Origin of the sequence: Arthrobacter bambusae, from assembly GCF_022606295.1 — a bacterium.
GTDB lineage: Bacteria > Actinomycetota > Actinomycetes > Actinomycetales > Micrococcaceae > Arthrobacter > Arthrobacter bambusae_A.
The window spans coordinates 103,303-127,090 of the sequence record NZ_JAHHZS010000002.1; the positions used below are offsets into that span (position 1 = coordinate 103,303).

General features: G+C 64.5%; 28 protein-coding genes. 11 read left to right on the forward strand and 17 right to left on the reverse strand.

The genetic code is table 11. From position 1 onward, the window contains the following. Nucleotides 1-59: 59 nt before the first annotated feature. The 4 genes from KNN17_RS01810 to KNN17_RS01825 are packed head-to-tail and all read left to right on the forward strand — an operon-like array spanning nucleotide 60 to nucleotide 1,761. Entirely contained in the window at nucleotides 60-515 is a 456-nt protein-coding gene (locus KNN17_RS01810; protein WP_241707231.1) for an SRPBCC family protein, read from the forward strand. Next, a complete protein-coding gene (locus tag KNN17_RS01815; RefSeq protein ID WP_241707232.1) occupies nucleotides 512-1,054 on the forward strand; it encodes a GNAT family N-acetyltransferase in 543 nt (180 codons plus the stop codon). Before KNN17_RS01810 ends, KNN17_RS01815 begins: the two co-directional genes overlap by 4 nt. 31 nt (nucleotides 1,055-1,085) lie before the next feature. Next, nucleotides 1,086-1,289 carry a helix-turn-helix domain-containing protein gene (locus KNN17_RS01820; RefSeq protein WP_241707233.1) on the forward strand — a complete coding sequence of 68 codons (204 nt, stop codon included), beginning with the start codon at nucleotides 1,086-1,088 and terminating at the stop codon, nucleotides 1,287-1,289. Nucleotides 1,290-1,296: 7 nt separating this feature from the next. Then, nucleotides 1,297-1,761, forward strand: coding sequence for a Clp protease N-terminal domain-containing protein (locus KNN17_RS01825; protein WP_241707234.1), 465 nt, complete (start codon nucleotides 1,297-1,299; stop codon nucleotides 1,759-1,761). Between the two features lie 15 nt (nucleotides 1,762-1,776). On the opposite strand, the gene KNN17_RS01830 is transcribed toward KNN17_RS01825, so the two are convergent. The 3 genes from KNN17_RS01830 to KNN17_RS01840 are packed head-to-tail and all read right to left on the reverse strand — an operon-like array spanning nucleotide 1,777 to nucleotide 4,271. Further along, nucleotides 1,777-2,178 carry a VOC family protein gene (locus KNN17_RS01830; RefSeq protein ID WP_241707235.1) on the reverse strand — a complete coding sequence of 134 codons (402 nt, stop codon included), beginning with the start codon at nucleotides 2,176-2,178 and terminating at the stop codon, nucleotides 1,777-1,779. Nucleotides 2,179-2,187: 9 nt separating this feature from the next. Further along, entirely contained in the window at nucleotides 2,188-3,555 is a 1,368-nt protein-coding gene (locus KNN17_RS01835) for a sensor histidine kinase (RefSeq protein ID WP_241707236.1), read from the reverse strand. Next, nucleotides 3,552-4,271: a response regulator transcription factor gene (locus tag KNN17_RS01840; protein ID WP_241707237.1), complete on the reverse strand. Its 720-nt coding sequence runs from the start codon at nucleotides 4,269-4,271 to the stop codon at nucleotides 3,552-3,554. The genes KNN17_RS01835 and KNN17_RS01840 overlap by 4 nt, the downstream gene beginning before the upstream one ends. A 168-nt stretch (nucleotides 4,272-4,439) precedes the next feature. Here KNN17_RS01840 and KNN17_RS01845 point away from each other — a divergent pair, with 168 nt between their 5' ends. Further along, a complete protein-coding gene (locus tag KNN17_RS01845; RefSeq protein ID WP_241707238.1) occupies nucleotides 4,440-4,952 on the forward strand; it encodes a hypothetical protein in 513 nt (170 codons plus the stop codon). Nucleotides 4,953-5,064: 112 nt separating this feature from the next. Here the strand turns inward: KNN17_RS01845 and KNN17_RS01850 are convergent, their stop codons facing one another. After that, entirely contained in the window at nucleotides 5,065-6,651 is a 1,587-nt protein-coding gene (locus tag KNN17_RS01850; protein ID WP_241707239.1) for an MFS transporter, read from the reverse strand. A gap of 254 nt (nucleotides 6,652-6,905) precedes the next feature. Continuing rightward, on the reverse strand, nucleotides 6,906-7,709 hold the full coding sequence (locus KNN17_RS01855) for a putative protein N(5)-glutamine methyltransferase (protein WP_241707240.1): 804 nt from the start codon (nucleotides 7,707-7,709) through the stop codon (nucleotides 6,906-6,908). A 319-nt stretch (nucleotides 7,710-8,028) separates the two neighbouring features. Between KNN17_RS01855 and KNN17_RS01860 the strand changes: the two genes are divergently transcribed. Next, nucleotides 8,029-8,256, forward strand: coding sequence for a hypothetical protein (locus KNN17_RS01860; protein WP_078106874.1), 228 nt, complete (start codon nucleotides 8,029-8,031; stop codon nucleotides 8,254-8,256). 72 nt (nucleotides 8,257-8,328) lie between these two features. Then, on the forward strand, nucleotides 8,329-8,589 hold the full coding sequence (locus KNN17_RS01865) for a hypothetical protein (protein ID WP_078106873.1): 261 nt from the start codon (nucleotides 8,329-8,331) through the stop codon (nucleotides 8,587-8,589). Between the two features lie 82 nt (nucleotides 8,590-8,671). Here KNN17_RS01865 and KNN17_RS01870 read toward each other — a convergent pair whose 3' ends face one another. Next, the gene (locus KNN17_RS01870) at nucleotides 8,672-11,146 is read right to left on the reverse strand and encodes an ATP-dependent DNA ligase (protein WP_241707241.1); all 2,475 of its coding nucleotides are present in this window, start codon (nucleotides 11,144-11,146) and stop codon (nucleotides 8,672-8,674) included. 38 nt (nucleotides 11,147-11,184) lie between these two features. Between KNN17_RS01870 and ku the strand changes: the two genes are divergently transcribed. Further along, nucleotides 11,185-12,075, forward strand: coding sequence for a non-homologous end joining protein Ku (ku, locus tag KNN17_RS01875; RefSeq protein ID WP_078106871.1), 891 nt, complete (start codon nucleotides 11,185-11,187; stop codon nucleotides 12,073-12,075). Nucleotides 12,076-12,370: 295 nt separating this feature from the next. On the opposite strand, the gene KNN17_RS01880 is transcribed toward ku, so the two are convergent. The 4 genes from KNN17_RS01880 to KNN17_RS01895 all read right to left on the reverse strand — a co-directional run bounded on the left by KNN17_RS01880 (nucleotide 12,371) and on the right by KNN17_RS01895 (nucleotide 13,599). Continuing rightward, the gene (locus tag KNN17_RS01880) at nucleotides 12,371-12,637 is read right to left on the reverse strand and encodes a DUF7218 family protein (protein ID WP_241707242.1); all 267 of its coding nucleotides are present in this window, start codon (nucleotides 12,635-12,637) and stop codon (nucleotides 12,371-12,373) included. A 27-nt stretch (nucleotides 12,638-12,664) separates the two neighbouring features. Further along, the gene (locus KNN17_RS01885) at nucleotides 12,665-13,093 is read right to left on the reverse strand and encodes a hypothetical protein (RefSeq protein WP_241707243.1); all 429 of its coding nucleotides are present in this window, start codon (nucleotides 13,091-13,093) and stop codon (nucleotides 12,665-12,667) included. 66 nt (nucleotides 13,094-13,159) lie between these two features. After that, the gene (locus tag KNN17_RS01890) at nucleotides 13,160-13,336 is read right to left on the reverse strand and encodes a CsbD family protein (protein ID WP_234754057.1); all 177 of its coding nucleotides are present in this window, start codon (nucleotides 13,334-13,336) and stop codon (nucleotides 13,160-13,162) included. Nucleotides 13,337-13,428: 92 nt separating this feature from the next. After that, nucleotides 13,429-13,599: a DUF2207 domain-containing protein gene (locus KNN17_RS01895; RefSeq protein WP_139359614.1), complete on the reverse strand. Its 171-nt coding sequence runs from the start codon at nucleotides 13,597-13,599 to the stop codon at nucleotides 13,429-13,431. Between the two features lie 329 nt (nucleotides 13,600-13,928). On the opposite strand from KNN17_RS01895, the gene KNN17_RS01900 reads away from it, so the two are divergent. Both KNN17_RS01900 and KNN17_RS01905 read left to right on the forward strand, forming a co-directional pair. After that, nucleotides 13,929-14,408, forward strand: coding sequence for a Dps family protein (locus KNN17_RS01900; protein WP_078106867.1), 480 nt, complete (start codon nucleotides 13,929-13,931; stop codon nucleotides 14,406-14,408). A gap of 30 nt (nucleotides 14,409-14,438) precedes the next feature. Beyond that, nucleotides 14,439-15,392, forward strand: coding sequence for a DNA topoisomerase IB (locus KNN17_RS01905; RefSeq protein ID WP_241707244.1), 954 nt, complete (start codon nucleotides 14,439-14,441; stop codon nucleotides 15,390-15,392). 95 nt (nucleotides 15,393-15,487) lie between these two features. On the opposite strand, the gene KNN17_RS01910 is transcribed toward KNN17_RS01905, so the two are convergent. The 6 genes from KNN17_RS01910 to KNN17_RS01935 all read right to left on the reverse strand — a co-directional run bounded on the left by KNN17_RS01910 (nucleotide 15,488) and on the right by KNN17_RS01935 (nucleotide 21,888). Further along, complete coding sequence (locus tag KNN17_RS01910; protein ID WP_059388405.1) at nucleotides 15,488-15,766, reverse strand: HPr family phosphocarrier protein; 279 nt, start codon at nucleotides 15,764-15,766, stop codon at nucleotides 15,488-15,490. Nucleotides 15,767-15,799: 33 nt separating this feature from the next. Then, nucleotides 15,800-17,509, reverse strand: coding sequence for a phosphoenolpyruvate--protein phosphotransferase (ptsP, locus tag KNN17_RS01915; RefSeq protein ID WP_241707245.1), 1,710 nt, complete (start codon nucleotides 17,507-17,509; stop codon nucleotides 15,800-15,802). A gap of 34 nt (nucleotides 17,510-17,543) precedes the next feature. After that, nucleotides 17,544-19,571 (reverse strand): PTS fructose transporter subunit IIABC, encoded by a 2,028-nt coding sequence (locus KNN17_RS01920; protein WP_241707246.1) that lies wholly within the window; start codon nucleotides 19,569-19,571, stop codon nucleotides 17,544-17,546. A 2-nt stretch (nucleotides 19,572-19,573) separates the two neighbouring features. Beyond that, nucleotides 19,574-20,581 (reverse strand): 1-phosphofructokinase family hexose kinase, encoded by a 1,008-nt coding sequence (locus KNN17_RS01925; RefSeq protein WP_241707247.1) that lies wholly within the window; start codon nucleotides 20,579-20,581, stop codon nucleotides 19,574-19,576. Continuing rightward, nucleotides 20,578-21,390, reverse strand: a complete 813-nt coding sequence (locus tag KNN17_RS01930) for a DeoR/GlpR family DNA-binding transcription regulator (protein WP_241707248.1) — start codon at nucleotides 21,388-21,390, stop codon at nucleotides 20,578-20,580. The genes KNN17_RS01925 and KNN17_RS01930 overlap by 4 nt, the downstream gene beginning before the upstream one ends. Nucleotides 21,391-21,696: 306 nt before the next feature. Beyond that, nucleotides 21,697-21,888, reverse strand: coding sequence for a hypothetical protein (locus KNN17_RS01935; RefSeq protein ID WP_241707249.1), 192 nt, complete (start codon nucleotides 21,886-21,888; stop codon nucleotides 21,697-21,699). Nucleotides 21,889-22,608: 720 nt separating this feature from the next. On the opposite strand from KNN17_RS01935, the gene KNN17_RS01940 reads away from it, so the two are divergent. Then, on the forward strand, nucleotides 22,609-23,346 hold the full coding sequence (locus KNN17_RS01940) for a GAF and ANTAR domain-containing protein (RefSeq protein WP_241707250.1): 738 nt from the start codon (nucleotides 22,609-22,611) through the stop codon (nucleotides 23,344-23,346). Between the two features lie 9 nt (nucleotides 23,347-23,355). On the opposite strand, the gene KNN17_RS01945 is transcribed toward KNN17_RS01940, so the two are convergent. Continuing rightward, nucleotides 23,356-23,787 carry an SRPBCC domain-containing protein gene (locus KNN17_RS01945; RefSeq protein WP_241707251.1) on the reverse strand — a complete coding sequence of 144 codons (432 nt, stop codon included), beginning with the start codon at nucleotides 23,785-23,787 and terminating at the stop codon, nucleotides 23,356-23,358. Nucleotide 23,788: the final 1 nt, after the last annotated feature.

Consider the following 23,788-nt stretch of genomic DNA (forward strand, 5'->3'; position numbering starts at 1 on the left):
ACAACAACTGCCAGCTAGTTGGGTCGACGGGGGTTTCGAAACGGTGGCAGGATCGAAGCATGACTGTGTCGTTCACGTGCCGTACGCATATTGGAATGGAGCCCGGGGAACTCTTCGATCTCGCCCGCAACGTCGACGCCCACGTTGGCTCCATGGCCAAGTCCCGGGAACGTGCGGTTGCCGGCGTCGTGTCCGGACTGCTCTCGGAAGGCGACGAGGTCACCTGGCAGGCCTGGCATTTCGCGGTACCCCTGCGGATGAGCAGCCGGATCACCCGGTACCGCTTCCCGGAGTCGTTTACGGACGAGCAAGTGCGGGGACCCTTCCGTTTCTTCCGGCACGTGCACGAGTTCCTTCCCGACGACGGCGGCACGCTCATGATCGATCGCGTCGAGTTCGCGGCGCCCTTCGGCGTCGTGGGCCGGCTGGTGGAGAAAGCGTTCCTGGGGCGATACCTGCAGAATCTCATTGGGCAGCGCAACGAATATCTTGCCCGCAACGGTGCCGCCGCATGATCAGGGCGGCACGGCCGGACGAACTTGAACGACTCCGCGGGATCGAATTCGCCGCGGGGGAGATCTTCCGCTCTTGCGGCATGGACGCCATCGCCGACGACGAGCCCCTGACCGTCACGGAGCTGGCGATCTTCCAGTCACGGGGCGGTGTTTTGGTCTTCGCCGACGCATCAGACGTTCCGGTGGGCTATCTCCTGGTTGAACACCTCGACGGAAATGCGCACGTGGAGCAGTTGAGTGTCCACCCGTCGCATGCGCGGAGGGGTCTGGGGAGCGAACTGCTCGACGGTGCCGAAAAGTGGGCGCAGGCCGAGGGCCTGGAGTGGCTCACCTTGACCACTTTCCGCGATGTTCCGTGGAATGCGCCCTACTATCGCCGACTGGGTTTTGAGGACTTGGAACCGGAGCTGTTGGACGACGGACTCCGGGGCATTCTCGAGTGCGAGGGTTTGGTGGGCCTGAGTCGTTGGCCGAGGATCGCCATGCGGCGGCGCGTCAAGTCAATCCTTGCCCAAGCCGATTTCGTCAGTTTGGATTGACAGATCCATGCTGTCAGTTCAAACTGACAGCATGGATGGTGATGAGCTGACTTCCCAGATCGCGGCGACGGACCCGGCAATTGGCCTCCGCGCCGTTGGCGCCCTGCATCGCCTGGCTGAAAAGGTAGAGGCCACCAATGTGGCCCTCGCGCGGCAGCAGGGCTGGTCCTGGGAACAAATCGGTGACGCCTTGGGCGTCTCCAAGCAGTCGGTCCACGCCAAATACGGAAAGTGAGCCTGCCATGTTTGAACGATTTGCCGGCGAAGCAAGAACTGCTGTCCATGCCGGCGCCGAGGAAGCCAAACGCCGTGGAGACCGGAGAATCGGAACGGACCATCTGCTGCTGGGGCTGCTCCACGACCCCGAGAGCTGCCGGACTTTGGAGACGGACCTCGAATCCGCCCGCGCCCAGCTCGACACCCTCGACCAGCAGGCGCTGGAATCCGTTGGCATCACGCTGGGCGACTTCGGTGCCCTGAATACGCCGAAGGGAAGCAGCCGGACTACCTTCACCTCGGCAGCCCGCTCAGTCATTCAGGAGTCACTAATACTGACCACCCGGGAGAAGGCCCGCAGGATCACCACGCGGCACCTCATGCTTGCCCTGCTGGACCGGCAGGTACCGGATCCGGCTGCCGTCCTGCTCCATAACCTGGGCGTTGATACGGCGGCCCTCAAGTCCCGGCTCCGGAATCCGGGTTCTTAGGCGAATGCCCCGCCCCTACCCCGCAACCAGCTCAACCTCGTAGCCGTCTGTATTCACCAGATAGGCGGCGTAGTGGTCGGCCCCGCCTGCGTGGGGATACTTGCTTTCGAACATCTCATACCAGCCCGAGTCGGCGCCGAGCTCCCGGAGCCGGTCAACGCTCTCCCTGGTGCCGGCATGGAAGGCGAGATGGTTGAGGCCAGGTTCTGTCCTGCGGTGGGTGCTTCCCGTGAGCGCCGTGGACTGTTCGATCACGATGTACGTGCCTCCGAGTTTCCAGCTACACCCCTCGGGCCACTCCTGGAATTGTTCGTAGCCCAGTTCGGCCAACAGCCAGCCCCACTCTTCCTGCGCACGGCCGATGTGGGGTACCCAAATCTCTACGTGGTGCAGCACACCCACTGGAATATCGGCCATGCGCAGAGTCTACGTTTGCGGGGCGCCCGCGGGAATGCCGGGCAACTCCACCACGAACGCCGCACCGCCCTCAGGCGCCACCCGCACACTGATGCGGCCGCCCACCCGCTGCACGATCCTTGCCGCGATGGACAAGCCCAGTCCGCTTCCAACCGGCCGTTCTCCGCTGTACCTTGCAAAGAGCGCACCGCGTTCGAACGCGACGGCGGCATCCGCCTCCGTGAGGCCAGGCCCGCCGTCGCGCACTTCAACGGTGAGCCCGCTCCCGGTCGCGTAAGCGGCGAGCACAACCGGAGCGCTTTCGGGTGTCACGCGCAGTGCGTTTTCCAGCAGGCCGTCCACCACTTGGCGCAGCCGCTGGCCGTCGCTGCGTACCGGCAATGGCCCAAGAGGCAGTTCGAGCCGCCCCGCGATCCCGTTCTGGATACACACCGCCTGCCAGGCCTGCCAGCTCTCGCGCAGGATCAAGGACGCGTCCACAGGCTGCAGTTCCACGCGGAAATCATCTGACTCAAGCCGTGCCAATTCCAGGAGGTCGCGGACAAAACGGTCCAGGCGGTTCGTTTCGGCCACGAGGGTCTGCCCGACCCCGCTCACGTCGTCGCCGCTGACCACACCGTCGGCAAGCGCCTCGGCGTAGCCCCGTAGCGCGGTGAGGGGCGTCCGGATTTCATGGGAAATGGAGAGCAGGAACTCGCGTTGGCGCCCCTCGCTGGTCCGGAGTGCGGCGTCGAGGGCAGCCAGTGCCTGCGAAACCTCCACCACTTCGGCCGGGCCGCCGGGCGCCACCGCCACGGATCGTTCTCCGGCGGCAAGCCGATGGGCCGAATGTGCCGTGCGTACCAAGGGCCGGCTCAACCATTGCGCCAGAAGGCCACCGGCCACGATGGCGAACACAAGGCAAACCGCGAGGGCAACCAGCATACGGCTCAGCAGGGGAGCGGCGGCCGCGCGGATTTCGGACACCGGCTGCGCAAGTACCACGCCACCGCCGGCCGCCAACGGCCGGGCCTCAAGGACCACGGTGTTCTGCGGACCGTTCACCGATGTCGAGACCGATTTTCCGGCCAAGACATCCGCTACAGTCTTCGCATCCACCAGCCTCGCCCCGCCGCCACTCACTCGGCCGTCGGTACTGATTTGCGCTAACCTCGCGCCGTGCGTGAGCAGGTCTGCGCGAAGGTCCTGCAGGCTGCCAAGGCTTGATTGCTTGCTCAGGGAATCGGCCTCGACCGCGAGATACTTCTTGGCTTCGTCCACGGCCGTGGCGTTGACCAGTTGCGCCGCCAGAAGGCCGGCAAGCACGACGGCGACGGTCGCGACGGCGGCGATCACCGCCGTCGTGCGCCCCGCCAGCGTGCCAAACCAGCGCCTCACGTCGGTTCCCCGGCCGAGGGACGGGGGCCGGACGATGGGGAAGCCCCGGCCGAATAGCCGACACCGCGGCTCGTCGCGATGGGGGAGTGCCCGCCGAGCTTGGCGCGGAGCTGCGCGATGTGCACATCCACTGTCCGTCCGGCGGCGTAGCTGGCCTGCCCCCACACGGCGGACAGGAGCTGCTCACGGGAAAAGACCCGGCCGGGCTGGGCCATGAGATAGGCGAGGAGGTCGAATTCGGTGGCGGTCAGCGTGAGTTCCTCGGTTCCCGCGCGTGCGGTCCGGTTCAGCGGATCCAGTTCGACACTGCCCAGCACCAGCGGCTTGGGCCGTGGGGTGCCTTCGGTCCGGCGCAGGACCGCCTTGAGCCGGGCAACCAGTTCGGAGGGCGAAAACGGCTTGGTGAGATAGTCGTCAGCGCCGAGTTCCAAGCCAAGGACGCGGTCCACCTCCTCATCGCGGGCCGTGACGAACAGCACGGGCGTCCAATCCTCGGCCTGCCTCAATTGCCTGCAGAGCTCGATCCCGTCCAAGCCGGGTAGCCCGACGTCGAGAATCACCGCGACCGGTTTGAGCCGCTTGATCTGCGCCAGCGCGGAAACCCCGTCCCGCTCCACGTGGACGCCGAAACCTGCACGGCCCAGATAGAGGCGCTGGATATCGGCAATTGCCTGTTCATCCTCCGCAACCAGCACCAATCCGCGGCTCTCTTCCATGCGTCCATTCAACAGCAAGGACGGGGTGCCTGGAGTGTCATCGTCAGCCGGCGGGGACGGTTTTACATTCCTCGAACATTGGCCGAACAGTCAGTTCATGCGGCCGGACCAGAGTGTTGTGAAGAGCGCCGGCGGATCGACCACCGGCCGGAACAAAGGACACGAACCATGAACAACACCATCCCGAGCCCCGGTACCCCCGTTGAGGGCCGCAAGCGCACCAAGGCCCGAACCGTCGTCGTCGGCGTCCTTGCGGCAGGCCTCCTGCTGGGCGGCGGCGTGATCGCTGCCAACGCGGCTACCTCAAGCGGCACAAGCACGACGGCGGCAGCTACCTCCCAGCCGACAGCGGCGGCTGCCGTCGCGGCCAAAACGGCACTGGCGCGCCACCCGCTGGCGGTTGGCCTGCGGTTCTTCGTCAATGGGGACAGCAGCAAGCCGACCTACGGCCAGCGCGCCGCGAAAATCGCCACCTTCATCCTCGACAAGCGCCCGAAGCTGGCCGCAAAGCTTCCAGCCGCGCTGCAGGCGGACCTGAAGGCGCTGAAGGATGCGGCGGCGGGCGACCGGGTCGCGAAAGCCACCCACATCAGGGACACCGCATTGAACGGCGGTTACGGCCCGAAGATCCAGGCGCAGGCAAAACGGATGCAGGAGCAGAAGGCCGACCGCAAGGCCTGAAGGACAGGGCCTTGAACGACGGCAAGGCTGGTTGTTTGCAGCGATACCGCTACCAAACAACCAGCCTTGCCCCGCCGGCGCGGGCCGCCCGCAGCCCGCGCCCGCAGTCTGCCTAGGCCGGGACGGGGTCCCTGCCCGAACCCGCCGCCACGAGGTTGCCATCGTCGAACGGCATTTCGTCCAGGTCGATCAACGGGTTGGTGTCCTGGGTGGCCACTAGTTCGCGGGCCTCGGCCGGGGTGTCCACGCTCGGCATGGAGCCCGGGAGCGGGCGCTGCGCGGATTCACGCAGGAAGTAGATGGCGATTGCGCCGACCACCGACGTGCCCATGAGGTAATACGCGGGCATCATGTCGTTGCCGGTGCCCTGGATCAAAGCGGCCACAATGAACGGCGTGGTGCCGCCGAAGATCGCTACGGAGAAGTTGTAGGCGATGCCCATTCCCCCGTAGCGGCTCGAGGTCGGGAACAGTGCCGGCAGTGCAGAGGCGAGGTTTGCCACGTAGAACGTCACCGGGAAGGCGATCAGGGCCAGACCGGCAAGCGTGGACCAAATATCGCCGATGCCGATCAGCAGGAACGCCGGAACAGCGAACACGACCGTGCTGATGGCACCGATCCACAGTACGGGCCGGCGGCCGATCCGGTCGGAGAGCTTGCCCGTCAGCGGGATGCAGACTGCCATGATGACCAACACGGGGATGGTCAGCAGCGTGCCGTGAATGGGGTCGTAACCCTTGGACTCGGTCAAGTACGTGGGCATGTACGAAGTCAGCATGTAGCCCACGGTGTTGGCGGCCGCCGCAAGGATCATGGCGAGGATAATCTGGCGCCAGTAAGCCTTGACGATGCCGATGGGGCCCTTGGCTACTGCGGCGTCGCTGGCTGCGGCATCCGCGGCGAGGGCTTCCTGTGCGTCCAACGTGGCTTGGAACTGGGGTGATTCCTCGATCTTGCTACGGAAGTACACGGCGATGACGCCGAGCGGACCCGCGATGAGGAACGGCAGCCGCCAGCCCCAGTCCTCCATGGCCGACTGGCCGATGGTGAGCTGCAGGATGGACACCAGGGCCGCACCAAGGGCGAAGCCGATGTACGAGCCCATATCGAGGAAGCTCGCAAAGAAGCCGCGGCGCTTGTCCGGAGCGTATTCGCTCACGAACGTGGTGGCGCCGGCGTATTCGCCGCCCGTCGAGAAACCCTGGACGAGTTTCAGGATGACGAGGAGTGCCGCCGCCCAGATACCGATTTGTGCGTATCCAGGCAAGAGTCCGACGGCGAAGGTGCTCGCAGCCATCAGCAGGAGTGTTGTGGCGAGCACCTTTTGGCGGCCCACCTTGTCACCTAACCAGCCGAAGACGACGCCGCCGAGCGGCCGCGCCACGAAGGTTGCGGCGAAGGTTCCCAGTAGGAACAAGGTCTGCACGGACTTGTCGGCCTCGGGCAGGAAGACTGGCCCCATCGTGGTGATGAGGTAGCCGAACACGCCGACGTCGTACCATTCCATGGTGTTGCCGACGATCGTGCCGCCGAGTGCCTTTTTCAGCATGGGCTGGTCAACGACGTTGACGTCGGATACCTTGAGTCGACGGCGTGTGGGAAGTTTCAATTTTGAGGCACCGCGTGGCGCGGCCTTGCTCGTTGCAGCAGCGTTCCTAGCGCCTGCTGAAGAGTCGGTAATGCTTCGGTCTGTGGGCATTTGTGTTTCTCCTAGGGAGATCATTTGCTTGCGACATACAGCTGCTCCGCTCTGGGCAGGGTTTCAATTTTACGCGAGATTCGCCGGATCTTAGAGTCGGGCTCCGAATTTCGGGGCCGTTCCGGGTCCTCTCGGACGCAAATGTCTGACATCCGCGTGCCGCCTGCAGCCCCGGAATCACGCGGATTTTCCGTGTTTCAGGACTTCGTTACCAAATTGTTTGGTTCAGGACCGCCAAATGCACAGTTTGCTGATCAACCCCGGTGGATTTCCTGTCGTTTTCCGAGCACCACCGTGGCGTCGAATTCTTCGGAATGGACCACCCTCGCGGACAGCCCGGCGCCCCGGAAAAGGGCCGCCGTCGTCGGGGCTTGCCGGACGCTCGTTTCAATGAGCAGCTGACCTCCGGGAGCCAGCCACAACGGAGCCTCCTCGGCGATCCTGCGCTGCACGTCCAAACCGTCCGCGCCGCCGTCGAGCGCCACCCGCGGTTCATGCACGCGGGCCTCCGGCGGCATCATCCGGATCGCCTCCGTGGGGACGTAGGGGGCGTTGGCCACAAGGACATCAATCCGGGCGCGAAGAGCGTCCGGCAGCGCCGAATAGAGATCGCCTTCATGGACATGTCCGCCCGCTGGCCCGATGTTGCGGCGGGCGCAACGGACCGCGGCGGGCTCGACGTCGGCCGCGTGAAGCTCGATGCCCCCCACCGCGGCGGCCAAAGCAGCTCCCACGGCACCCGAACCACAGCAGAGATCGACGACGACGGCGCCCGGCCGGGCGAGGCGGGACGCCTCCTGGACGAGGTACTCCGTGCGGCGGCGGGGGACGAACACGCCCGGGTCCACGGCGATCTGCTGGCCGCAGAACTCAGCCCAGCCCAGGAGGTATTCAAGGGGCAAACCTGAGACGCGCTGATCGACCAAGCGGTCGAGGTCTCCGGGGGCGTGCGCCGCCGCGATCAAGAGCCGGGCCTCGTCCTCGGCGAAGACGCAACCGGCAGCACGGAGCCGTGCTGCGACGGCGGAATGGGAAGGCTGGAAGGTGGGTACTGACATGGGAGAGCCTTTCAGGACACCGAGGGGTGCTCTGCGGGTCATGCTAGCCGAGAGGGGACCTGGAGGCCACGAGTGAAACGGCTCCGCCAAAACCGGGGTTCACAAACACGGCCCGGATTGTCTAGGGTGGGTGCATGGGAACACTGATTTTTGAATAGACCAGCGGATCATCGCTGAGTTTGAACCGACAAAAATCCACGCCTGTTGAGGCTTCGCCTCCGCGCCGTTCCTGTTGCTCCCACCAGAACCAGGGTCTCGCAGCGGACGTCACGTCCCGATACCTCCTCCGGCACATCAAGAGCTTTAAGGAGCCCACTGCATGACACCGAACACACCCGAAACCGACGCCGGGCACGAGCCGGAGGCGCAGGAAACCGACGCCCCGGAAGCTGGGGTCAAATCGAAACTGACTGACGCCCAGAAGGAGATGCTGGCCAGCAAATCCCGCGGCGGGGCAGCGAACAGCTGGCAAAGCACCGGAAAAGGGCACAAGCCCACCCAAGCGAGCGGCAAGCTGGCCAAGTCCGAGAAGAAGGTCCGCTGGTAGAACCTGCAGACAAGCGGACCGCTCCCACCTAGTATGGAAAATCCCTTCGTTTCAATGCAGAAAGGAAGAACAATGGTTGCGAAGCGCGTTGAGCAACAAATCAACTCCGAGGTAGCCAGCCATCTGGTCGAGTCCATGGACAAGGCGCCCATGCCGGCCCCTGAAACTGTGGCCATGACGCTGGGCTCGACCCAAGCACCTGCCTGGCCAGACGGCAGTGGCAAGTCCAAGCACCCCAAGGATCGCGGCGCCAACCACGGCCGCGCGGGCCAGCAGGCTGCGGTCACAGCCGTCCACCGCACCAGCCGTCCCCAACTGCCGCACTCCTCTTAATAAGATTTCGACACGGAAAATGCCCTGCGACACCGGAATTCTGGCGGCGTAGGGCATTTTCCGTGTCGCTGAACTGTTCGGGCTACGCGCGCTCGACGTCGGCGGGGGACTTGTCGGGGCGCCAGCCGCGCCAGACGGGGTGCCGCATCCTCTCGGTGGCGGTCCAGTCGCCGAACGTCACCTCGCCCACGAGCTCGGGGGAAACCCAGTGCGCAGTGGCGGCGTCCTCGGCCGGGATGTCGTGGAAGGGTGAGTCCGGGCGATCGAGCCCCTGCAAGCGCTTGAGGATGTCGCGCAGTTGCCAGTCTTTGAACCCCGTGCCCACCCGGCCGGCGTAGCGCAGCTTGTCGCCGTCCGGAATCCCCACCAGCAACGCACCGATGGTCCCGAGTCTCGCCCCGGCGCCGGGCCGCCAGCCACCCACCACCACTTCCTGCGTGCGTTCCAACTTGAGCTTGATCCAGGATCTGCTGCGTCGGCCGGGCTGGTAACGGCTGTCGGCGCGCTTGGCCATCACTCCCTCCAAGCCAAGCTCGGCGGCGCTCGCCAGGATGTCGTCGAGGTCATGCTCCAGGACCTCGGACACATGGATAGGGGAGCCCCTCGCCGGCAGTTTCGCGTGGAACGTCGCCAGCCTTTCGCGGCGCTCGCTGAGCGGCAGGGAGGTGAGGTCGGCGCTTCCCTGGGATCCTTCGTCGTACAGGAGGTCGAAAACCATGAGCTGTACGGGGACGGACGCCCGGGCGCGTTCGACGTCGCCGGGTTTGAAGAGGTTCATCCGCTTCTGGAGCAGCTCGAAGCTGGGGTGGCCGTTCTTGCTGAGTGCGACTATTTCGCCGTCGGCCACGAAGTCGTGGTCCGGCCAGTAGCGCGGGTCCGCCAGCTCCGGATAGGTGGGCGTCATGTCGATTCCGGAGCGGCTGGTCAACCTGATCTTGCCGCCCGACCCCGATACGATGGCCCGGAACCCGTCCCACTTGAGTTCAAACAACCAGTCGCCGGCGGAGACATCTGCGGTTGTTCCGGAGGTCGCGAGCATAGGTGCGTAGCTGGGGGTTCCGTTCGACTGCGGAGCGGCGTTGGGCAACAGCACCGCCCGGTGGCCCGGTTTGTCCTTCATCAAGTGGATCAGCCATTGCGACGGCGACTCTCCGGTGTGGATGAGCGCGAAACGCCGGGTGCCGTGCAGACCGCCGCCGGGCTTGCCGGTGAGGGTGGCGATGACTTCCTTGCCGTCGCGCCATTTTTCGCATTGGAACTCGCCGCTGTCCCAGATGCTGACCGTCCCCGCGCCGTATTCGCCCTGAGGAATGATTCCCGCGAATTGCGCATATTCCATCGGGTGGTCCTCCGTGCGCACCGCGAGGTGGTTCTTGTCCGGAGTGTCCGGCACGCCCCGCGGCAAGGCCCAGGACGCCAGGACTCCGTCGTGTTCCAGCCGGAAATCGAGGTGGAAACTGCGGGCGTGGTGCTCCTGGATGACGAAGATTCCGCCGGGAGGATTCGGTTCCGCGTCGTCCTGGAGCGGGCGCGAACCTGGTTGGTGTCCGACGGCGGGAAACGGTTCGGGGGTCCGCTGCGGGTCGCGCTTGTCCACGTAGGTGGCCAGCCGCGGATTCACGGCGGTGGCCGCGGCCGTGCTGGTGGGGGTGCCCGCGGCGCTGGTGCCGGCCGCGACCGCGGCGAAGGGGTCGTTTCCCTCTTTGACGCGCCTCATGACGGCTGTGAAGTCCAGATGCTCGAGCTTGGGGGAGGCGAGTTCCCGCCACGTCCTCGGTGCGGCCACCATCGGATGGGCCCGGCCGCGAAGGGAGTACGGGACGATGGTGGTCTTGTTCCCGCTGTTCTGGCTCCAGTCCACCAGCACCTTGCCGTTGCGCAGGGTCTTTTTCATATCACTGACCACGAGATCCGGATGGTCGGCCTCGAGCGAGCGTGCCAGCTCGTGCGCGAACGTGGAGACCTGCTCCCATTTGCGGGTGCCATCGAGGCCGGCGTAAAGATGGATGCCCTTGCTGCCGCTCGTCACCGGAACCGGAACAAGTCCGACGTCCTGCAGGATGCTGCGCGCCAACTTGGCGACTTCGACGCATTCGGAAAGGCCGGTCCCCGGACCCGGATCGAGGTCCAGGACAAGGCGGTCCGGTGGCAACATGGTTCCGTCGGCGTCCACTTTCCATTGCGGCACGTGGATTTCCAAGGCGGCAATTTGGGCCAGCCAAGTGAGCGTGGCGAGGTTGTTGACGAGCGGGTAAACGTTGCTGTGCTCCCTGTGCTGGATGGTGACCCTGGGAACCCATGACGGCGTGGAGTCGTCAAGGTTCTTCTGGAAGAACATCGGCCCGGGATCGGCCGTGGTCCCTACTCCGTGCACCCAGCGCTTCCTGGTGGCGGGCCGGTTGGCGGCGGCCGGGATCAGGAACGGGGCCACGGCGGCATAGTATTCGAGCACTTCGGCCTTGGTGGTGCCAGTCTCCGGGTAGATGATTTTGCCCAGATTGGTGAGCGTCAGTTCATGGCCTTCAACGTTGACGCGCTCCCTTTGGCTGGTTGCCACCTCTTCACCTCCGCCTTGTTGTGATGTTCACTTAGTGCATGAGGGCCATATGGAAGGGTTCTATCGCGTTCGGGCTGGTCAACGTACCCGTCAAGCTCTACAGCGCCACCGAGGACCACGATGTCAGTCTCCACCAGGTCCACAACAAGGACGGAGGCCGCATCCGTTACCAGCGGAAGTGCGAAATCTGCGCCTCTGTTGTGGATTACGAGGATATCGACAAGGCCTACGAAGAGGAAGGCCGCACAGTTGTGCTGTCCGCGGCCGATTTGAAATCGCTGCCCGCGGAGAACAGCCGCGAAATCGAGGTGGTGGAGTTCGTTCCGGCCGAGCAGCTGGACCCCATCATGTACGAGCGGCCCTACTATCTCGAGCCGGATTCCAAGTCTCCCAAGGCGTACATGCTGCTTCTGCGCACTTTGCAAGACACCGAGCGCGTCGCCATCGTGCAGTACGCGCTGCGGCAGAAGACCAGGCTGGGTGCGCTGCGCGTACGGGGCGACGTTCTCATGCTGCAATCACTGCTCTGGGACGACGAGGTCCGCGAAGCCAACTTCCCGTCGCTGGAAACCGACGTCAAGATCTCGGACAAGGAACTGGAGATGTCCTCGGCACTGGTGGACTCCATGGCCCGCGACTTCGAACCAGAGCAATACACGGACAACTATCAGGTTCAATTGCGCCAACTCATCGCAGCCAAGCTCGAAAAGGGCGATTCCATCGACACCGAGGAGACGTTCGGCGTGGCAGCCAGCGAAGGAGAAGGCGGCGAGGTCATCGACCTTATGGAAGCCCTCAAACGGAGCCTCGACAAGAAGCGGGGCAAGGCATCCGCTGGATCGGCCGCTGCGTCGTCCACCGAAGAGTCCGACGACGGTGCCACCGCCAAAGTGGCCAGCAAGCCCCGGGCGAGGGTCAAGAAAGCCTGACGCACCGCCGTCGTACGCTCCACGAAGACCGGACATGTCCCTCCGTGCGTGCGCGGGAGCTATGCACATGTCCCTCCGTGCGTGCGCGGGAGCTATGCACATGTCCCTCCGTGCGTGCGCGGGAGCTATGCACATGTCCCTCCGTGCGTGCGCGGGAGCTATGCACATGTCCCTTCTGCGAAGCGGGGAATGGACATGTTGCGATTATGTCCATTCGTGGCTCTGGGCGGAGGGCATGTCCCTTGTGGGCGTGGGTGGTTCTTCCCACGAAAACTGGACATGTCCCTCGGAGGGCCTAGTGGTTTCGCAGCGCCGAGATCAGCTCGGCTTTTTTCTTGCCTGAGTACCCGGTGAGCCCCAGTTCCTTGGCGCGCGACCTTAGTTGGGGCACGGTCCAGTCCTCATAGTCGCCCGAAGTGCCGCCACGATGGCCGATTTCCTTGCGGCCTTCCTTGGCAGCGGCATTCGAGATCCTCGCGGCCTTTTCCTTCGAGGCGCCATCTTCCCTGAGGGTTTCGTAGAGTTCGGGATCCTTGAGGCTGGGATTTTTCTTGCTCGGCATGGGTTCCTCCTCCGGTCGAGCCCCTGGTTAGGACGGAAGCTCCATCCGGAACCCGCAGCGGCACTGCAACACCTTTGTCGCGAGATACACGTCGAGAAGGTCGACGGCGGGATCCTCAGTGGACATCGGCGCATACACGCTGTGGAATCCGGTTCCTGAAATTTTCATGGGTTCGCCGCAGTGGATGTACTCACCGCCGAACTGCAGCACGCCTGACACCGTGCCCCGTTGGTTCAGGATGGCCGCGACATCCTGGAATGTCGCAGGATGGGCGTAGAACGTATCGCATTCAACGCACGTGTAGGCGACATCCACGAGCCCTGTCACTGGTGGTTTGAGAGGCTCGATGGAATCCATGATCACGTGCTCGGCAGTGCGGCAATTGCCGCACCAGATTCGTTCCGCCCGGGGGTGAGACGCGCCGTCGGGAACGATCGGGTCAGAGATAGTCGGCATCGACTTAACTCCTTGAAGCGGGAAGTGCGGCTCCCGCTTGAGGCGGAAGCCGCACTTCGAGCGGATTTAATCCTTCTTGAAAGCGTCCTTGACCTTTTCGCCGGCCGACTTCAGGTCGCTCTTGCTCTGATCCATCTTGCCTTCGGCTTCAAGCTTCTCGTTTCCCGTCAGCTTTCCGGCCGCTTCCTTGGATTTGCCTGCAAGCTTTTCTCCGGCATTTTGGATCTTGTCATCTGCACCCATGGACGTACTCCTTTTGCTGGTAATGGATTTACTTCGTTCCGCCAAACGTGTGGGGCCTGGCCGCTGGGCAGGCCTCGGAATGTCGTGGTCGGTCAGACGCCGTGCGACCTTCGGCCGGACATGAAGCTGAGAAGCCAGCCGATAGCCGCGACGATCAGCAGGACCACGCCGACCCAGAGGAGCCAGCTCACGGCCTGCGAGAAACCTCCGACGAGCAGAAGAACGATTGCCACAACGCCTGCAATGATCAGAAGAGTGTTCACAGTGACACATTCCTTACTTCAGCGGGACCGCTGGCAAGCGCCCGGGCCCCTTGCGATGTATTCGGTTGTCAGTTCGCTTGCGAACTGTTGTTCCCCACCAGGCCCCCAGACCCCATGCGGGGTCTTGTTACAGCGGATGCCACCCGTTTCCCGGAATATTCGTCCGGTACGAACCGACATCGACTGCATCCATCGTACTACTAAGCACGCTTATCAAATCAAGTACTAAGTACACTTACAAAGATTTTTGGGTTTAGTCGTAGGCTAAACCCAAGGTCGTGCGTCGGTTCCCGGCGCTCGCATCGGACGGTCGTCTAGGAGGAGAAAACGTGAAAGCATCGCAAACCCTGGCAGATAATCTCCAGCTGGTCCTGACGGATCTGATTGAACTCCAGCTCCAAGGAAAACAGGCCCATTGGAACATCGTCGGGGCCAATTTCCGGGACCTGCATCTGCAACTTGACGAACTCGTCGCAGCCGCCCGGGAGTTCGCCGACGAAACCGCCGAAAGGATGCGTGCGCTCCATGCCCTTCCGGACGGCCGGAGCAGTACCGTCGCTGCCTCAACCCGGCTGGAGCAATTCCCGGCGGGATTGACGAAGACCAAGGATGCCGTGCAGCTCATCACCGACCGCCTTGAGCGGACCGTCCAGACGATGCGCGATGTCCACGACGAAGTAGACGAAGAAGACCCCACGACGGCGGACCTTCTCCACGCCTTCATCGCCCGTTTGGAGCAGCTCGCCTGGATGATCAGTGCCGAGATCATGTCAGCGAGCGCGTCCGTGGCAGACCCACAGGAAGCTTAGGAAACCGGATAGCGAAGTACGGCGCCAGGCATGCCACGGCTCCGCCGCAGCAAACCCGGCACTCCAGGGATTTCCCGGCGAAGGTCCGGCCGCGGATTCAGCTATTACCATACGGACGGATCGCTTATCGCTGGTGGGGATCGCCAGCGCCTTGACGCGCTGGCGATTCCTCCCGCATGGGCCGACGTCTGGATATGTCCGTTCGAGAACGGACATATCCAGGCAATGGGAGTGGACGACGCCGGCCGGAGCCAATACATCTACCACCCGGAATGGCGCGCTCGTCAGGACTCTGAGAAGTTTGCCCGGGCTGCGCGGCTCGGAGCCCTCCTGCCGCAGGCACGCCGCCTGGTCTCCCGGCACCTGCGGGAGTCTCCTTCGGAGAAGACCAAAACCTTGGCCGCGGCCGTGCGGCTCATGGATCTCGGCGCGTTGCGCGTTGGTTCCGATGGCTACACGCGCCGCAACGGCTCATACGGGCTCACCACGCTCAGGTGCAAGCACGTGCAGGTCAACGAGGATACCGTTTCCCTGAATTTCCCCGGGAAAAGCGGTCAAACCTGGGATTCGACCATCGAGGACCCTGTCCTGGCCCGATTCCTGGGGCCTTTGGCAGGCAGACCCGGCAAGGAATCCCTGCTGGTCTTCGATGAGGGTGAGGGACCGGTCTCCCTTAATGCCTCGATGGTCAACGAGTACCTTCGCAAAATCACCGGCGGCGACTACACGGCCAAGGACTTCCGCACCTGGAAAGGCACAGCAGCGGCCGGCATGGCGCTCGCAGGCCCTGCTTCAAAAATGCCGCCCCGCCAGCGGGTCCTCGAGGCCATCAAGCAGACCGCTGAAATTCTCGGCAACACTCCAACGGTGGCCCGCGCGGCCTACGTCGATCCCCGCATCGTGGAGGGATTCCTGGCCGGTGACCTCGAACAACTCAAGGCCCGCGAGTCGGATATCGCGGCCTATCTTGGGTCATTGCCCTGATTAAACAAAGGAGCATGCTCTCCGTTGGCTACCAGGGTTGGACATAGTAGGAATATGTCCGTCCCCGAGTGCCAACGGAGAGCATGCTCAGTGGGTTACTCGGCGTCGTGGTCCGTTTCGAGGATCTTCACGAGGCGGTCCAGGGCTTCGTCGGCCCCGGCACCTTCGGCGCGCAGGACGACGACGTCCCCGAATGACGCTCCGAGGCTCATGAGGGAGAGGATGCTGGCGGCGTCCATGGCGTCGTCGGCGGGCTCGCCTTCGCGGGCGATCGTGACCTCGATGTCCAGCTCGCCGGCGGCTTCGGCGAAGATGGCTGCCGGGCGGGCGTGCAGGCCGACGCGGCTGGCGATGGTGGCGGTACGTTCGGACATTGTTGCTCCTTCGATTGTGGGCTTGGGAAAAGTCTAGAGACCCAGCTCGTCCAGGATAGGCAGCTGGGCGCGAACGGCTTGCCGCGCGGCGGATGCACTCGGTGCGGCCAGCGCCGCCGTCGCGAGCTTTTGGGCCTGCGACACAGTGACGGTTGCCAGGACGGCGGAAACGGCGGCAAGAGCGCGTGCACTCATCGAGAGCGTAGCGACGCCCAGTCCAACGAGTACGACGGCGAGGGCCGGGTCCGCGGCTGCCTCGCCGCACACTCCCACGGGCCGGGCAGCGCCACCCGCGCTGGCGGCAGCGGCGCCGTCGGCGGTCAACTTCACGAGCTGAAGCACGGCCGGCTGCCAGGGGTCGTTGAGTGTGGCTAGCGGGCCGAGTTGGCGGTCGGCGGCCATTGCGTATTGGGTGAGGTCGTTCGTTCCGAGCGAGGCGAAGCTGACTTCGCGCAGCACGGAAGCGGCAGTCAGGGCAGCCGAGGGGACCTCCACCATGACGCCGGGAGTCTTCAGTCCGGCGGTGGAGCAGAGGGCTGCGAAATGCGCGGCTTCCTCGGCGGTGGAGATCATCGGGGCCATGACCCACACTTCCGCCTGGTTGGCCGCCTCTGCCGCGGCGATCGCCCTGAGCTGGCGTTCGAGGACGCCGGGGGAGGTCAGGTCGGTACGGTACCCGCGGACACCCAGCGCAGGGTTGGGCTCGTCCGCGTTGGTGAGGAACGGCAGCGGCTTGTCCGCTCCGGCGTCGAGGGTCCGGACCACCACCTTCTTGCCGGGGAACGCGGCGAAGACGGCGCCGTAGGCTGCGATCTGCTCCGCGACGGCGGGTTCGTCGTCGCGATCCAGGAAACAGAATTCGGTGCGCAGCAAACCGACGCCTTCTGCACCGGCGTCGGCGGCCTTGACCGCGTCGGCACCCGTGCCGACGTTGGCGAGCAGCGGAACCCGGAACCCGTCGGCCATGACGTTGCTCCCGCTGAAGGCTGCGACGGTGGACGCTTGGGTGGCCCAAACCTTGGCCGCCAGGCGGAGTTCCTCGCCTGGGTCAACCGTGATGGTGCCGGCAGCACCGTCGAGGTAGACCTCGGTGCCGTCCCCGATCTCGTCGACACCCGGGGCGGCGACGATCGCGGGCAGGCCGAGGGCGCGGGCCAGGATGGCGGTGTGGGACTGCGGGCCGCCGCTTGAGGTGATCAGCGCGATCACCTTGGCGGGGTCCAGGGTAGCGGTGTCTGCCGGGGCGAGATCCTCGGCCGCAAGAATGAACGGAACGTCCGACGCCGGGATGCCCGGCGCGGGCAGTCCGCGCAGTTCAGAGACGATGCGGGCGCGGACGTCAAGGACGTCCGCGACGCGCTCCGCCATGTAACCGCCGAGGGCCTTCAACGAATCGGCAACCGTGGCAGCTGCCTCCCAGATGGCCCGTTCGGCGGTGCGTGCGCCGCCCGGGGCCTCGGGGGAGAGGAGCCTGATGGCCGATTTCACCAGCATGGGATCGGCGGCCATCAGGGCTGTTGCTTCCAGGACCTCTTTGCCTTCGCCGGACGCCGTCGCGGCCCGGGCACGGAGTTCCGCCTGCACGGCCTTGGCGGCATCCTTGATGCGCTGGCCCTGCGATTCGACGGTAACGTCCGCAGGAATATTGACGTTCTCGTGGGGCTCTTGAACCGGCTTCGGCATCTGCCGCACCGGCCCCAGAACACGCCCGGGGGCAACGCCTACTCCTGAAAAGGTCTGCATGGATTTGTCCTCTACTTGCTGATTGGCGGGTTGTTCAGGCTGCGACCGGAACAGGAACCTGCTCTGCCTCAACCGGCTTCCGGACTGCCCAACGCTTGAGCGCGAGGAGGACCAAGGCGGTGATAACCATGCCGACGATGATCGAGATGACGAACATGGCCAGGTTTCCGATCGCGAAGAAGACGAAGATGCCACCGTGAGGGGCTTGCGAAGTCACGCCCGTCGCCATGCACAGCGCACCGGTTACGGCGCCGCCCACCATGCTGGCGGGGATGACGCGGAACGGGTCGGCAGCAGCGAACGGGATGGCGCCTTCGGAGATGAAGGACGCGCCCAGCAGCCAGGCGGCCTTGCCGTTCTCGCGCTCGGCCAGGCTGAAGCCCTTCTTGTTAAGCGTCGTGGCCAGTGCCATGGCAAGCGGGGGAACCATGCCGGCGGCCATGACCGCAGCCATGATCTGGAGCGGTGCAGGGTTGGCCAGGCTACCGGCACCCAGTCCGGCGACGGCGAAGGAGTAGGCAACCTTGTTGACGGGGCCACCGAGGTCGAAGCACATCATGAGGCCGAGGATAATGCCGAGAACGACGGCAGACGCGCCGGTCATGCCGGTCAGCCACGTGTTGAGCTGCAAGGTGACCCACGCGATGGGACCGCCGAGAACCAGGAACATCAAGCCGGAAGCAACGATCGATGCCAGGAGCGGGATGATCACTACAGGCATGAGGCCACGCAACCAGCGCGGAACCCTGAACGTGCCGATCCAGTGCGCGGTCAGGCCGGCAAGCAAACCGCCCACCAAGCCGCCCAGGAAGCCTGCGCCCATGAAGCCGGCAACAGCGCCGGCCACAAAACCAGGCGCAATGCCGGGCCGGTCGGCGATGCCGAAGGCAATGTAACCTGCCAGGGCAGGGACCAGGAAGCCAAGGGACAGCCCACCGATCTTGAAGGCCACCGTTCCCAAGTAGAGCGCAAGGTTACCGTTGGGAAGATTGAGCAGCGTGTTGTGGGCCAGGATGTCATTGGCCTTCGTTCCCAAGGCAATGTCGTAACCCGCCAGGAGGAAGCCCAAGGCGATGAGCAGGCCGCCACCGGCGACGAACGGGATCATGTAGCTGACGCCGGTCAGAAGGACCTTCTTGACCTTGGTGCCGAGGTGCTCGCTCGCAGCCTCCGACGCCTGCTCGGCGCTCTCTTCGGCGCCGAAATGCGGGACACGGTGGGCGTGCGGGTCGGTCGCGGCGGCGAGGGCTTCCTGGACCATCTTGGCCGGCTCGTCAATGCCGCGCTTCACGGGCGCGTTGATGACAGGCTTGCCGGCGAAGCGCTCCTTGCCGCGGACATCGACGTCAACCGCGAAGATCACGGCGTCTGCGGCAGCAATGACCGACGGGTCCAGCGCGGTGAATCCGCCCGAGCCCTGGGTTTCCACCTGAAGGTCGACGCCCATTTCCTTGGCCGCGGCCACGAGGGAGTCGGCAGCCATGTAGGTGTGGGCGATGCCGGTGGGGCAGGCCGTGACGGCGACGATGCGCTTCGGTCCAGTCGGCGAAGCGGCGCCGGCGGACGCCGGGGCAGCCTCTGCAGCCGAGCCTGCAGCATGCGCAGCCGGCTTGTCGGCCAGGGCGCCTTCAACCAGGTCGACGATGTCCTGTCCGGTGGCAGCCGCGCGCAGCGCCGCTGTGAAGTCCTTCTTGATGAGGGAACGGGCCAGCTTGGAGAGCAACTTCAGGTGCTCCTGGTCCGCTCCTTCCGGGGCGGCGATGAAGAAGATGATGTCCGCGGGGCCGTCCTTGGCACCGAAGTCCACCTTGTTCGAGAGGCGGGCCATTGCCAGGGCCGGCTCCGTTACGGCAACGGAGCGGCAGTGCGGGATGGCGATGCCGCCGGGTACGCCCGTGGCAGTCTTCTGCTCGCGGGCGAAGGCGTCCGCGAAGAGCCCTTCAACCTCGGAGGCGCGCCCTGCTGCGGCAACTTTGCCCGCCAGGAAGCGGATGACATCGGCGGGGGAATCGCCGAGGTTCTGGTCAAGGGAGACCAGTTGGGGGGTGATGAGCTGGGTCACTGTTAGTCCTTCTGAAGGGCCGTGATGGTTACGGCGTCGGGAGTTGTTTGGTGGACCGCCGGGACAGTGGAGCCCGGCAGCGAAGCAGCGGCGGCACCATGTGCCACAGCCTGACGGAGGCAGTCCTGCGAGGTTCCGCCTTTGGTGGCGGCCAGCAGATAGCCAGCAAGGGATGAATCGCCGGCACCAACTGTGCTGACGGCTTGGATCGGCGGATGCGTGGCGAGCCACGCGCCGTCGGCGGTTACCAGGACGGCGCCCTTCGAACCGAGTGTTGCGAGTACTGCACCCACACCGCTTCCGACGACGGCGGCGGCGGCCCTGGCGGCAAGGCCGGGGTCCGCTTCCAGTTCATCAGCCGTGTGGACGTCTGTGAGGCCGGCTGCGGCGGCCAGTTCGGCCAGTTCTTCCGCATTGGGCTTCAAGAGATCGGGCTTGCCGTTGATGTTGCCGAGTGAATCGCCGGTGATGGCGGCAATCAGCGGAGCCCCGGAGGAGTCAATTGCTATAAGCGGCGGTCCGCCGTTTGCAGGATCGTGGTGCGTGGAGCGGAGCCGGCGGGCGACCGTGGCGTAGAAATCCGCCGGAACTCCTGGTGGGAGCGATCCGGCCAGTACCACCCAGCTCGCGCCACGGGAGCGGTCCAGCAGCAGCCCGATCAGGGCTTCCTGCTCGTCCAGGCTCAACTCCGGGCCGGGTTCGTTGATCTTGGTGGTGACGCCGTCCGGTTCCGTGAGCGTCACGTTGCTGCGCAGCGGCTCGCTGATGGGAAGCGCTGCGTAGGGGACGCCGTCGTCGAGCAGCCCGGCGAGGACGGGATCGGAATCTCCGCCCGGCAGGACAGCAACGGTGTCCAGGCCCGAGGCGACCAGCGCCCGGGAGACGTTGACGCCCTTGCCGCCCGAGTGTTGGTGGACAGCGACGGCGCGCTGCACCTCGCCCCGGGCCAAAGGCGCAGGGAGTTCGACGGTACGGTCAAGGCTCGGGTTGGCGGTCAGGGTGACGATCATGCGATCACCACGTCGACGCCGGCCTCCGCCAATGCGGCGGAGAGCTCTTCTGAGGGTTCGTGGTCAGTAATCACGGTGTCCACATCTTTAAGGGCAGCGAACTGGATCAGGGTTTCCGCGTCCAGCTTGGAGGAATCCGCGAGGACGACGACGCGCCGTGCGGACGTGACGAAGGCGGCCTTGACGGCGGCTTCTTCGGGGTCAGGGGTGCTGAGCCCGAACGTGGCGTGGATACCGTTGGCGCCGACGAAGGCGATGTCCGGGCGGAGCCGGGAAGCGGCCTCGACCGTGGACTGCCCGACGGCGGCCTGGGTGAGCCCGCGGACGCGGCCACCCAGGATCTGGAGCGCGATGTGCGGGTTTCCGGAGAGCTGTCCGGCGATGGGAATGGCGTGGGTGATAACCACCAGTTCTTCCCGCGGGCCGTTCCCGTTGGAAGAGGCGGCGCGCAGCGCGGTGCGCTGGTCCAGCAAGCGGGCGAGGGCTTCCGTGGTGGAGCCGGCATCGATCAGGATGCTGCCGGCTGCGTTCTCGGGGATGAGCGCAAGGGCCGCCTCGGCGATCCGGACCTTTTCCGGTTGGCGCTGGATGGCACGCTCAACCACGCTCTCCTCGCGGGTGCTGAGGCGGTCCGACGGGACTGCCCCGCCGTGCACGCGGCGAAGGTTGCCGGCGGATTCGAGGACAGCAAGGTCACGGCGGACAGTCTCCGTGGTGATGCTGAACCGATCCGCAAGGTCAGTGACGCTGACCCGTCCACGCTCGGCGACGAGCTCGGAGATCAGCTGTTGGCGCTCCTCGGCAAACACATACCCTCCATTGCGTACAAGCTCCAGGTACATCAGTGACTGCGATCACATGATGTGGAATTGCTTGACTCTATCTTTGTTCATGTTGGTCTGTCAACAGAAAACAACATAAACAAAGATTTTGGCTTGGATTGGGGTTGGGTTTGCTTGGATGAGGCGACGGATCCGGCGTCGAGCGGGCGCGGCGGCGGGCGCGGGCGGGCGCGACGGCGCCAGCGTCTAACCGGTCCGACGCAGGGTGGCTAGTCCCGGAAGGGGGTAGTCGGAATTGGGGCTGACCGCCCTAGCGCCGGACCGGAGGGTTCCCTACGGCCACTCGATCTCCCGAAGGGCGGGGTAGTCGATAGGGAGGTTGTCCGGGTCGGGAGGGTCGGGCAAGCGGGACTGGGTGGAGGAATCCGCTTCGTATCGGTTCTGGTTTCGCTTCCGGTCGAGCTCATCCGAATCTTGCCGGGAGCCGTCCTCGGGTCGTCGCTGTTGTGCGCTTTCTAGCTTCATGGTGCTTCCTTCGGGTAATGCTGCAAGTCGTGGCTAAGCAGGTATTTCCAACTCGAATCCGCAACTGCATCTCAAGACCTTGGTGGGGAGAAGGGCTTCGGAGGGCGAGCTGCGCGATCGGGGCCTGCCCGTCTGCGGTACTCCGAAGCGCCGCTGTGCGGTTTTCACTTCACGGAGGGGTCCGCTGCAGTGGAAATAGTGGCTTCCAAACTCCAGGAGGCCATCCTGAATCCCCCGACGATTCAGGATGGCCCCCGCCTGCTGGACGGTGGCCGCGTGGCTGTAGGAAGACCCGCAAGAAGTGCACGTGTAGAACACGGCAATCTGTTGGGAAAACCTTGGAGCCTGGGCCTGGATTGATTCGATGATCAGGTGCTTGTCTGTTCCACAACCGCCACACCAAAGGGGAGAGGCCCCTGGATGATGCGGTTCATGAGGAATCGCGGATTCGGAGACGGTCGACACCGACTAGCCCCGTACCGGTAACAGGCATTTGCTCATCAGGCAGCACCTTCACGTTGAGTGACATGGCGCCCGGCTGCTTGAGCGAAAACAGGCCGGAGAGTTCGGCCCTGTCCGGAATTCTGCACGGACTGTAGAAGAATTCTGCACTGCGCATCTCCGGTGCGCAAGACCGTCGGGGATTTTGTCCAAGTGGTGGACGTTGTTTTGGGGCGCTCTTTTTCCTCCATTTCCGGCCCGCTGCTCGTAGACTGAGCCATGGACGAAATGGGCCTGAATGCCTCCGTAGTCGGACAACTCCAGGATTTGGTCATCGACAGTGAAGACGTCGGCGGCTTCCTCGAAGACCTTGCGGTATTCACGGCCTCGTCGGTGTCCGCTGCGCGCGGCCAGGATATCCTGTGCGGGATCACGTTGAGCCGGCGTCGGCGGTCCATGACGGTTGCAGGAAGCAGCCACGAAGCCCGCCTCATTGACGAAGTGCAGCAAGCCTACGGAGACGGGCCGTGCCTGGAAGCGATGAGAACCCGGAAGCCGGTACTCGTTTCCGACACCTCCACCGACTCGCGGTGGCCTGAATACTGCGCCACCATTGCGGAGCGCGGGCACTTGGCCGTGCTTTGCGTGCCTTTGGGCCTGGAAGAAGGCGCGACGGCGGCGATCAACCTTTTCGCCCCCCAGGGCGATGCCTTCGATGAGGCCTCCATCCGCAGCTGCGAACAATTCGCAAGCCAGGCAGAGAAGGCCCTGCGGCTCGCGGTTCGAATCGGCGCCAGGCAGCAGCGTGCCGAGGACCTCGAGCAGGCCATGCGTTCACGGACCGCCATCGATCTGGCAACCGGCGTCATCATGGGCCAGAACAAGTGCAGCCAGGAGGAGGCCTTCAGGATTCTGGCCAAGGCCTCAAACGGCAGGAACCAGAAGCTGAGGGATGTTGCGGAATCCCTTCTCCAGTCCTTGACGAACGAAACGCCCGTCTTGCACTTCGAGCCTTAAGCGACTCGGCTAGCTGCGCTCGGATATTTCTTTGACGCTTGCCACAAGGCTGTCCCACATGCCCTTCGAATGCGCGGCTCCCTCCGGGCTCGCGTTGTTGTCCTGGGCCAAAGTCAGCCTGGTCATCCCGTCTTCAGGCTCCAAGGTCCACGTCAGCGTGTGGTAGTTCTCCGGGGCGTCGGCGTGGCCCGACAGCGGGCTGAAATGGGTGTTCACCAGCCGCTTGCATGGATCGAATTCGAGGATGACTCCCTTGTCCTCGTACTCCTTGCCTTGCCACGTGCCACGCCAAACAATAGGTCCGCCAACCGTCCAGTCGGTGGCAACCTCGGCTCCGAACATGAACTCCTTGACGGCCCGGGGGTCGGTGAGCACTGACCACACCCGATTGGCGCTTGCCTGGATCGTGATGGTTGAACTCGCGATGAAATTTCCTGTCATG

What these genes read in the sequence shown, in the direction of transcription:
- KNN17_RS01810 (WP_241707231.1), top strand. Translation starts at nt 60, where the DNA reads ATGACTGTGTCGTTCACGTGCCGTACGCATATTGGAATGGAGCCCGGG.
- KNN17_RS01815 (WP_241707232.1), top strand. Translation starts at nt 512, where the DNA reads ATGATCAGGGCGGCACGGCCGGACGAACTTGAACGACTCCGCGGGATC.
- KNN17_RS01820 (WP_241707233.1), top strand. Translation starts at nt 1,086, where the DNA reads ATGGATGGTGATGAGCTGACTTCCCAGATCGCGGCGACGGACCCGGCA.
- KNN17_RS01825 (WP_241707234.1), top strand. Translation starts at nt 1,297, where the DNA reads ATGTTTGAACGATTTGCCGGCGAAGCAAGAACTGCTGTCCATGCCGGC.
- KNN17_RS01830 (WP_241707235.1), bottom strand. Translation starts at nt 2,178, where the DNA reads ATGGCCGATATTCCAGTGGGTGTGCTGCACCACGTAGAGATTTGGGTA.
- KNN17_RS01840 (WP_241707237.1), bottom strand. Translation starts at nt 4,271, where the DNA reads ATGGAAGAGAGCCGCGGATTGGTGCTGGTTGCGGAGGATGAACAGGCA.
- KNN17_RS01845 (WP_241707238.1), top strand. Translation starts at nt 4,440, where the DNA reads ATGAACAACACCATCCCGAGCCCCGGTACCCCCGTTGAGGGCCGCAAG.
- KNN17_RS01850 (WP_241707239.1), bottom strand. Translation starts at nt 6,651, where the DNA reads ATGCCCACAGACCGAAGCATTACCGACTCTTCAGCAGGCGCTAGGAAC.
- KNN17_RS01855 (WP_241707240.1), bottom strand. Translation starts at nt 7,709, where the DNA reads ATGTCAGTACCCACCTTCCAGCCTTCCCATTCCGCCGTCGCAGCACGG.
- KNN17_RS01860 (WP_078106874.1), top strand. Translation starts at nt 8,029, where the DNA reads ATGACACCGAACACACCCGAAACCGACGCCGGGCACGAGCCGGAGGCG.
- KNN17_RS01865 (WP_078106873.1), top strand. Translation starts at nt 8,329, where the DNA reads ATGGTTGCGAAGCGCGTTGAGCAACAAATCAACTCCGAGGTAGCCAGC.
- ku (WP_078106871.1), top strand. Translation starts at nt 11,185, where the DNA reads ATGAGGGCCATATGGAAGGGTTCTATCGCGTTCGGGCTGGTCAACGTA.
- KNN17_RS01880 (WP_241707242.1), bottom strand. Translation starts at nt 12,637, where the DNA reads ATGCCGAGCAAGAAAAATCCCAGCCTCAAGGATCCCGAACTCTACGAA.
- KNN17_RS01885 (WP_241707243.1), bottom strand. Translation starts at nt 13,093, where the DNA reads ATGCCGACTATCTCTGACCCGATCGTTCCCGACGGCGCGTCTCACCCC.
- KNN17_RS01890 (WP_234754057.1), bottom strand. Translation starts at nt 13,336, where the DNA reads ATGGGTGCAGATGACAAGATCCAAAATGCCGGAGAAAAGCTTGCAGGC.
- KNN17_RS01905 (WP_241707244.1), top strand. Translation starts at nt 14,439, where the DNA reads ATGCCACGGCTCCGCCGCAGCAAACCCGGCACTCCAGGGATTTCCCGG.
- KNN17_RS01910 (WP_059388405.1), bottom strand. Translation starts at nt 15,766, where the DNA reads ATGTCCGAACGTACCGCCACCATCGCCAGCCGCGTCGGCCTGCACGCC.
- ptsP (WP_241707245.1), bottom strand. Translation starts at nt 17,509, where the DNA reads ATGCAGACCTTTTCAGGAGTAGGCGTTGCCCCCGGGCGTGTTCTGGGG.
- KNN17_RS01925 (WP_241707247.1), bottom strand. Translation starts at nt 20,581, where the DNA reads ATGATCGTCACCCTGACCGCCAACCCGAGCCTTGACCGTACCGTCGAA.
- KNN17_RS01935 (WP_241707249.1), bottom strand. Translation starts at nt 21,888, where the DNA reads ATGAAGCTAGAAAGCGCACAACAGCGACGACCCGAGGACGGCTCCCGG.
- KNN17_RS01940 (WP_241707250.1), top strand. Translation starts at nt 22,609, where the DNA reads ATGGACGAAATGGGCCTGAATGCCTCCGTAGTCGGACAACTCCAGGAT.
- KNN17_RS01945 (WP_241707251.1), bottom strand. Translation starts at nt 23,787, where the DNA reads ATGACAGGAAATTTCATCGCGAGTTCAACCATCACGATCCAGGCAAGC.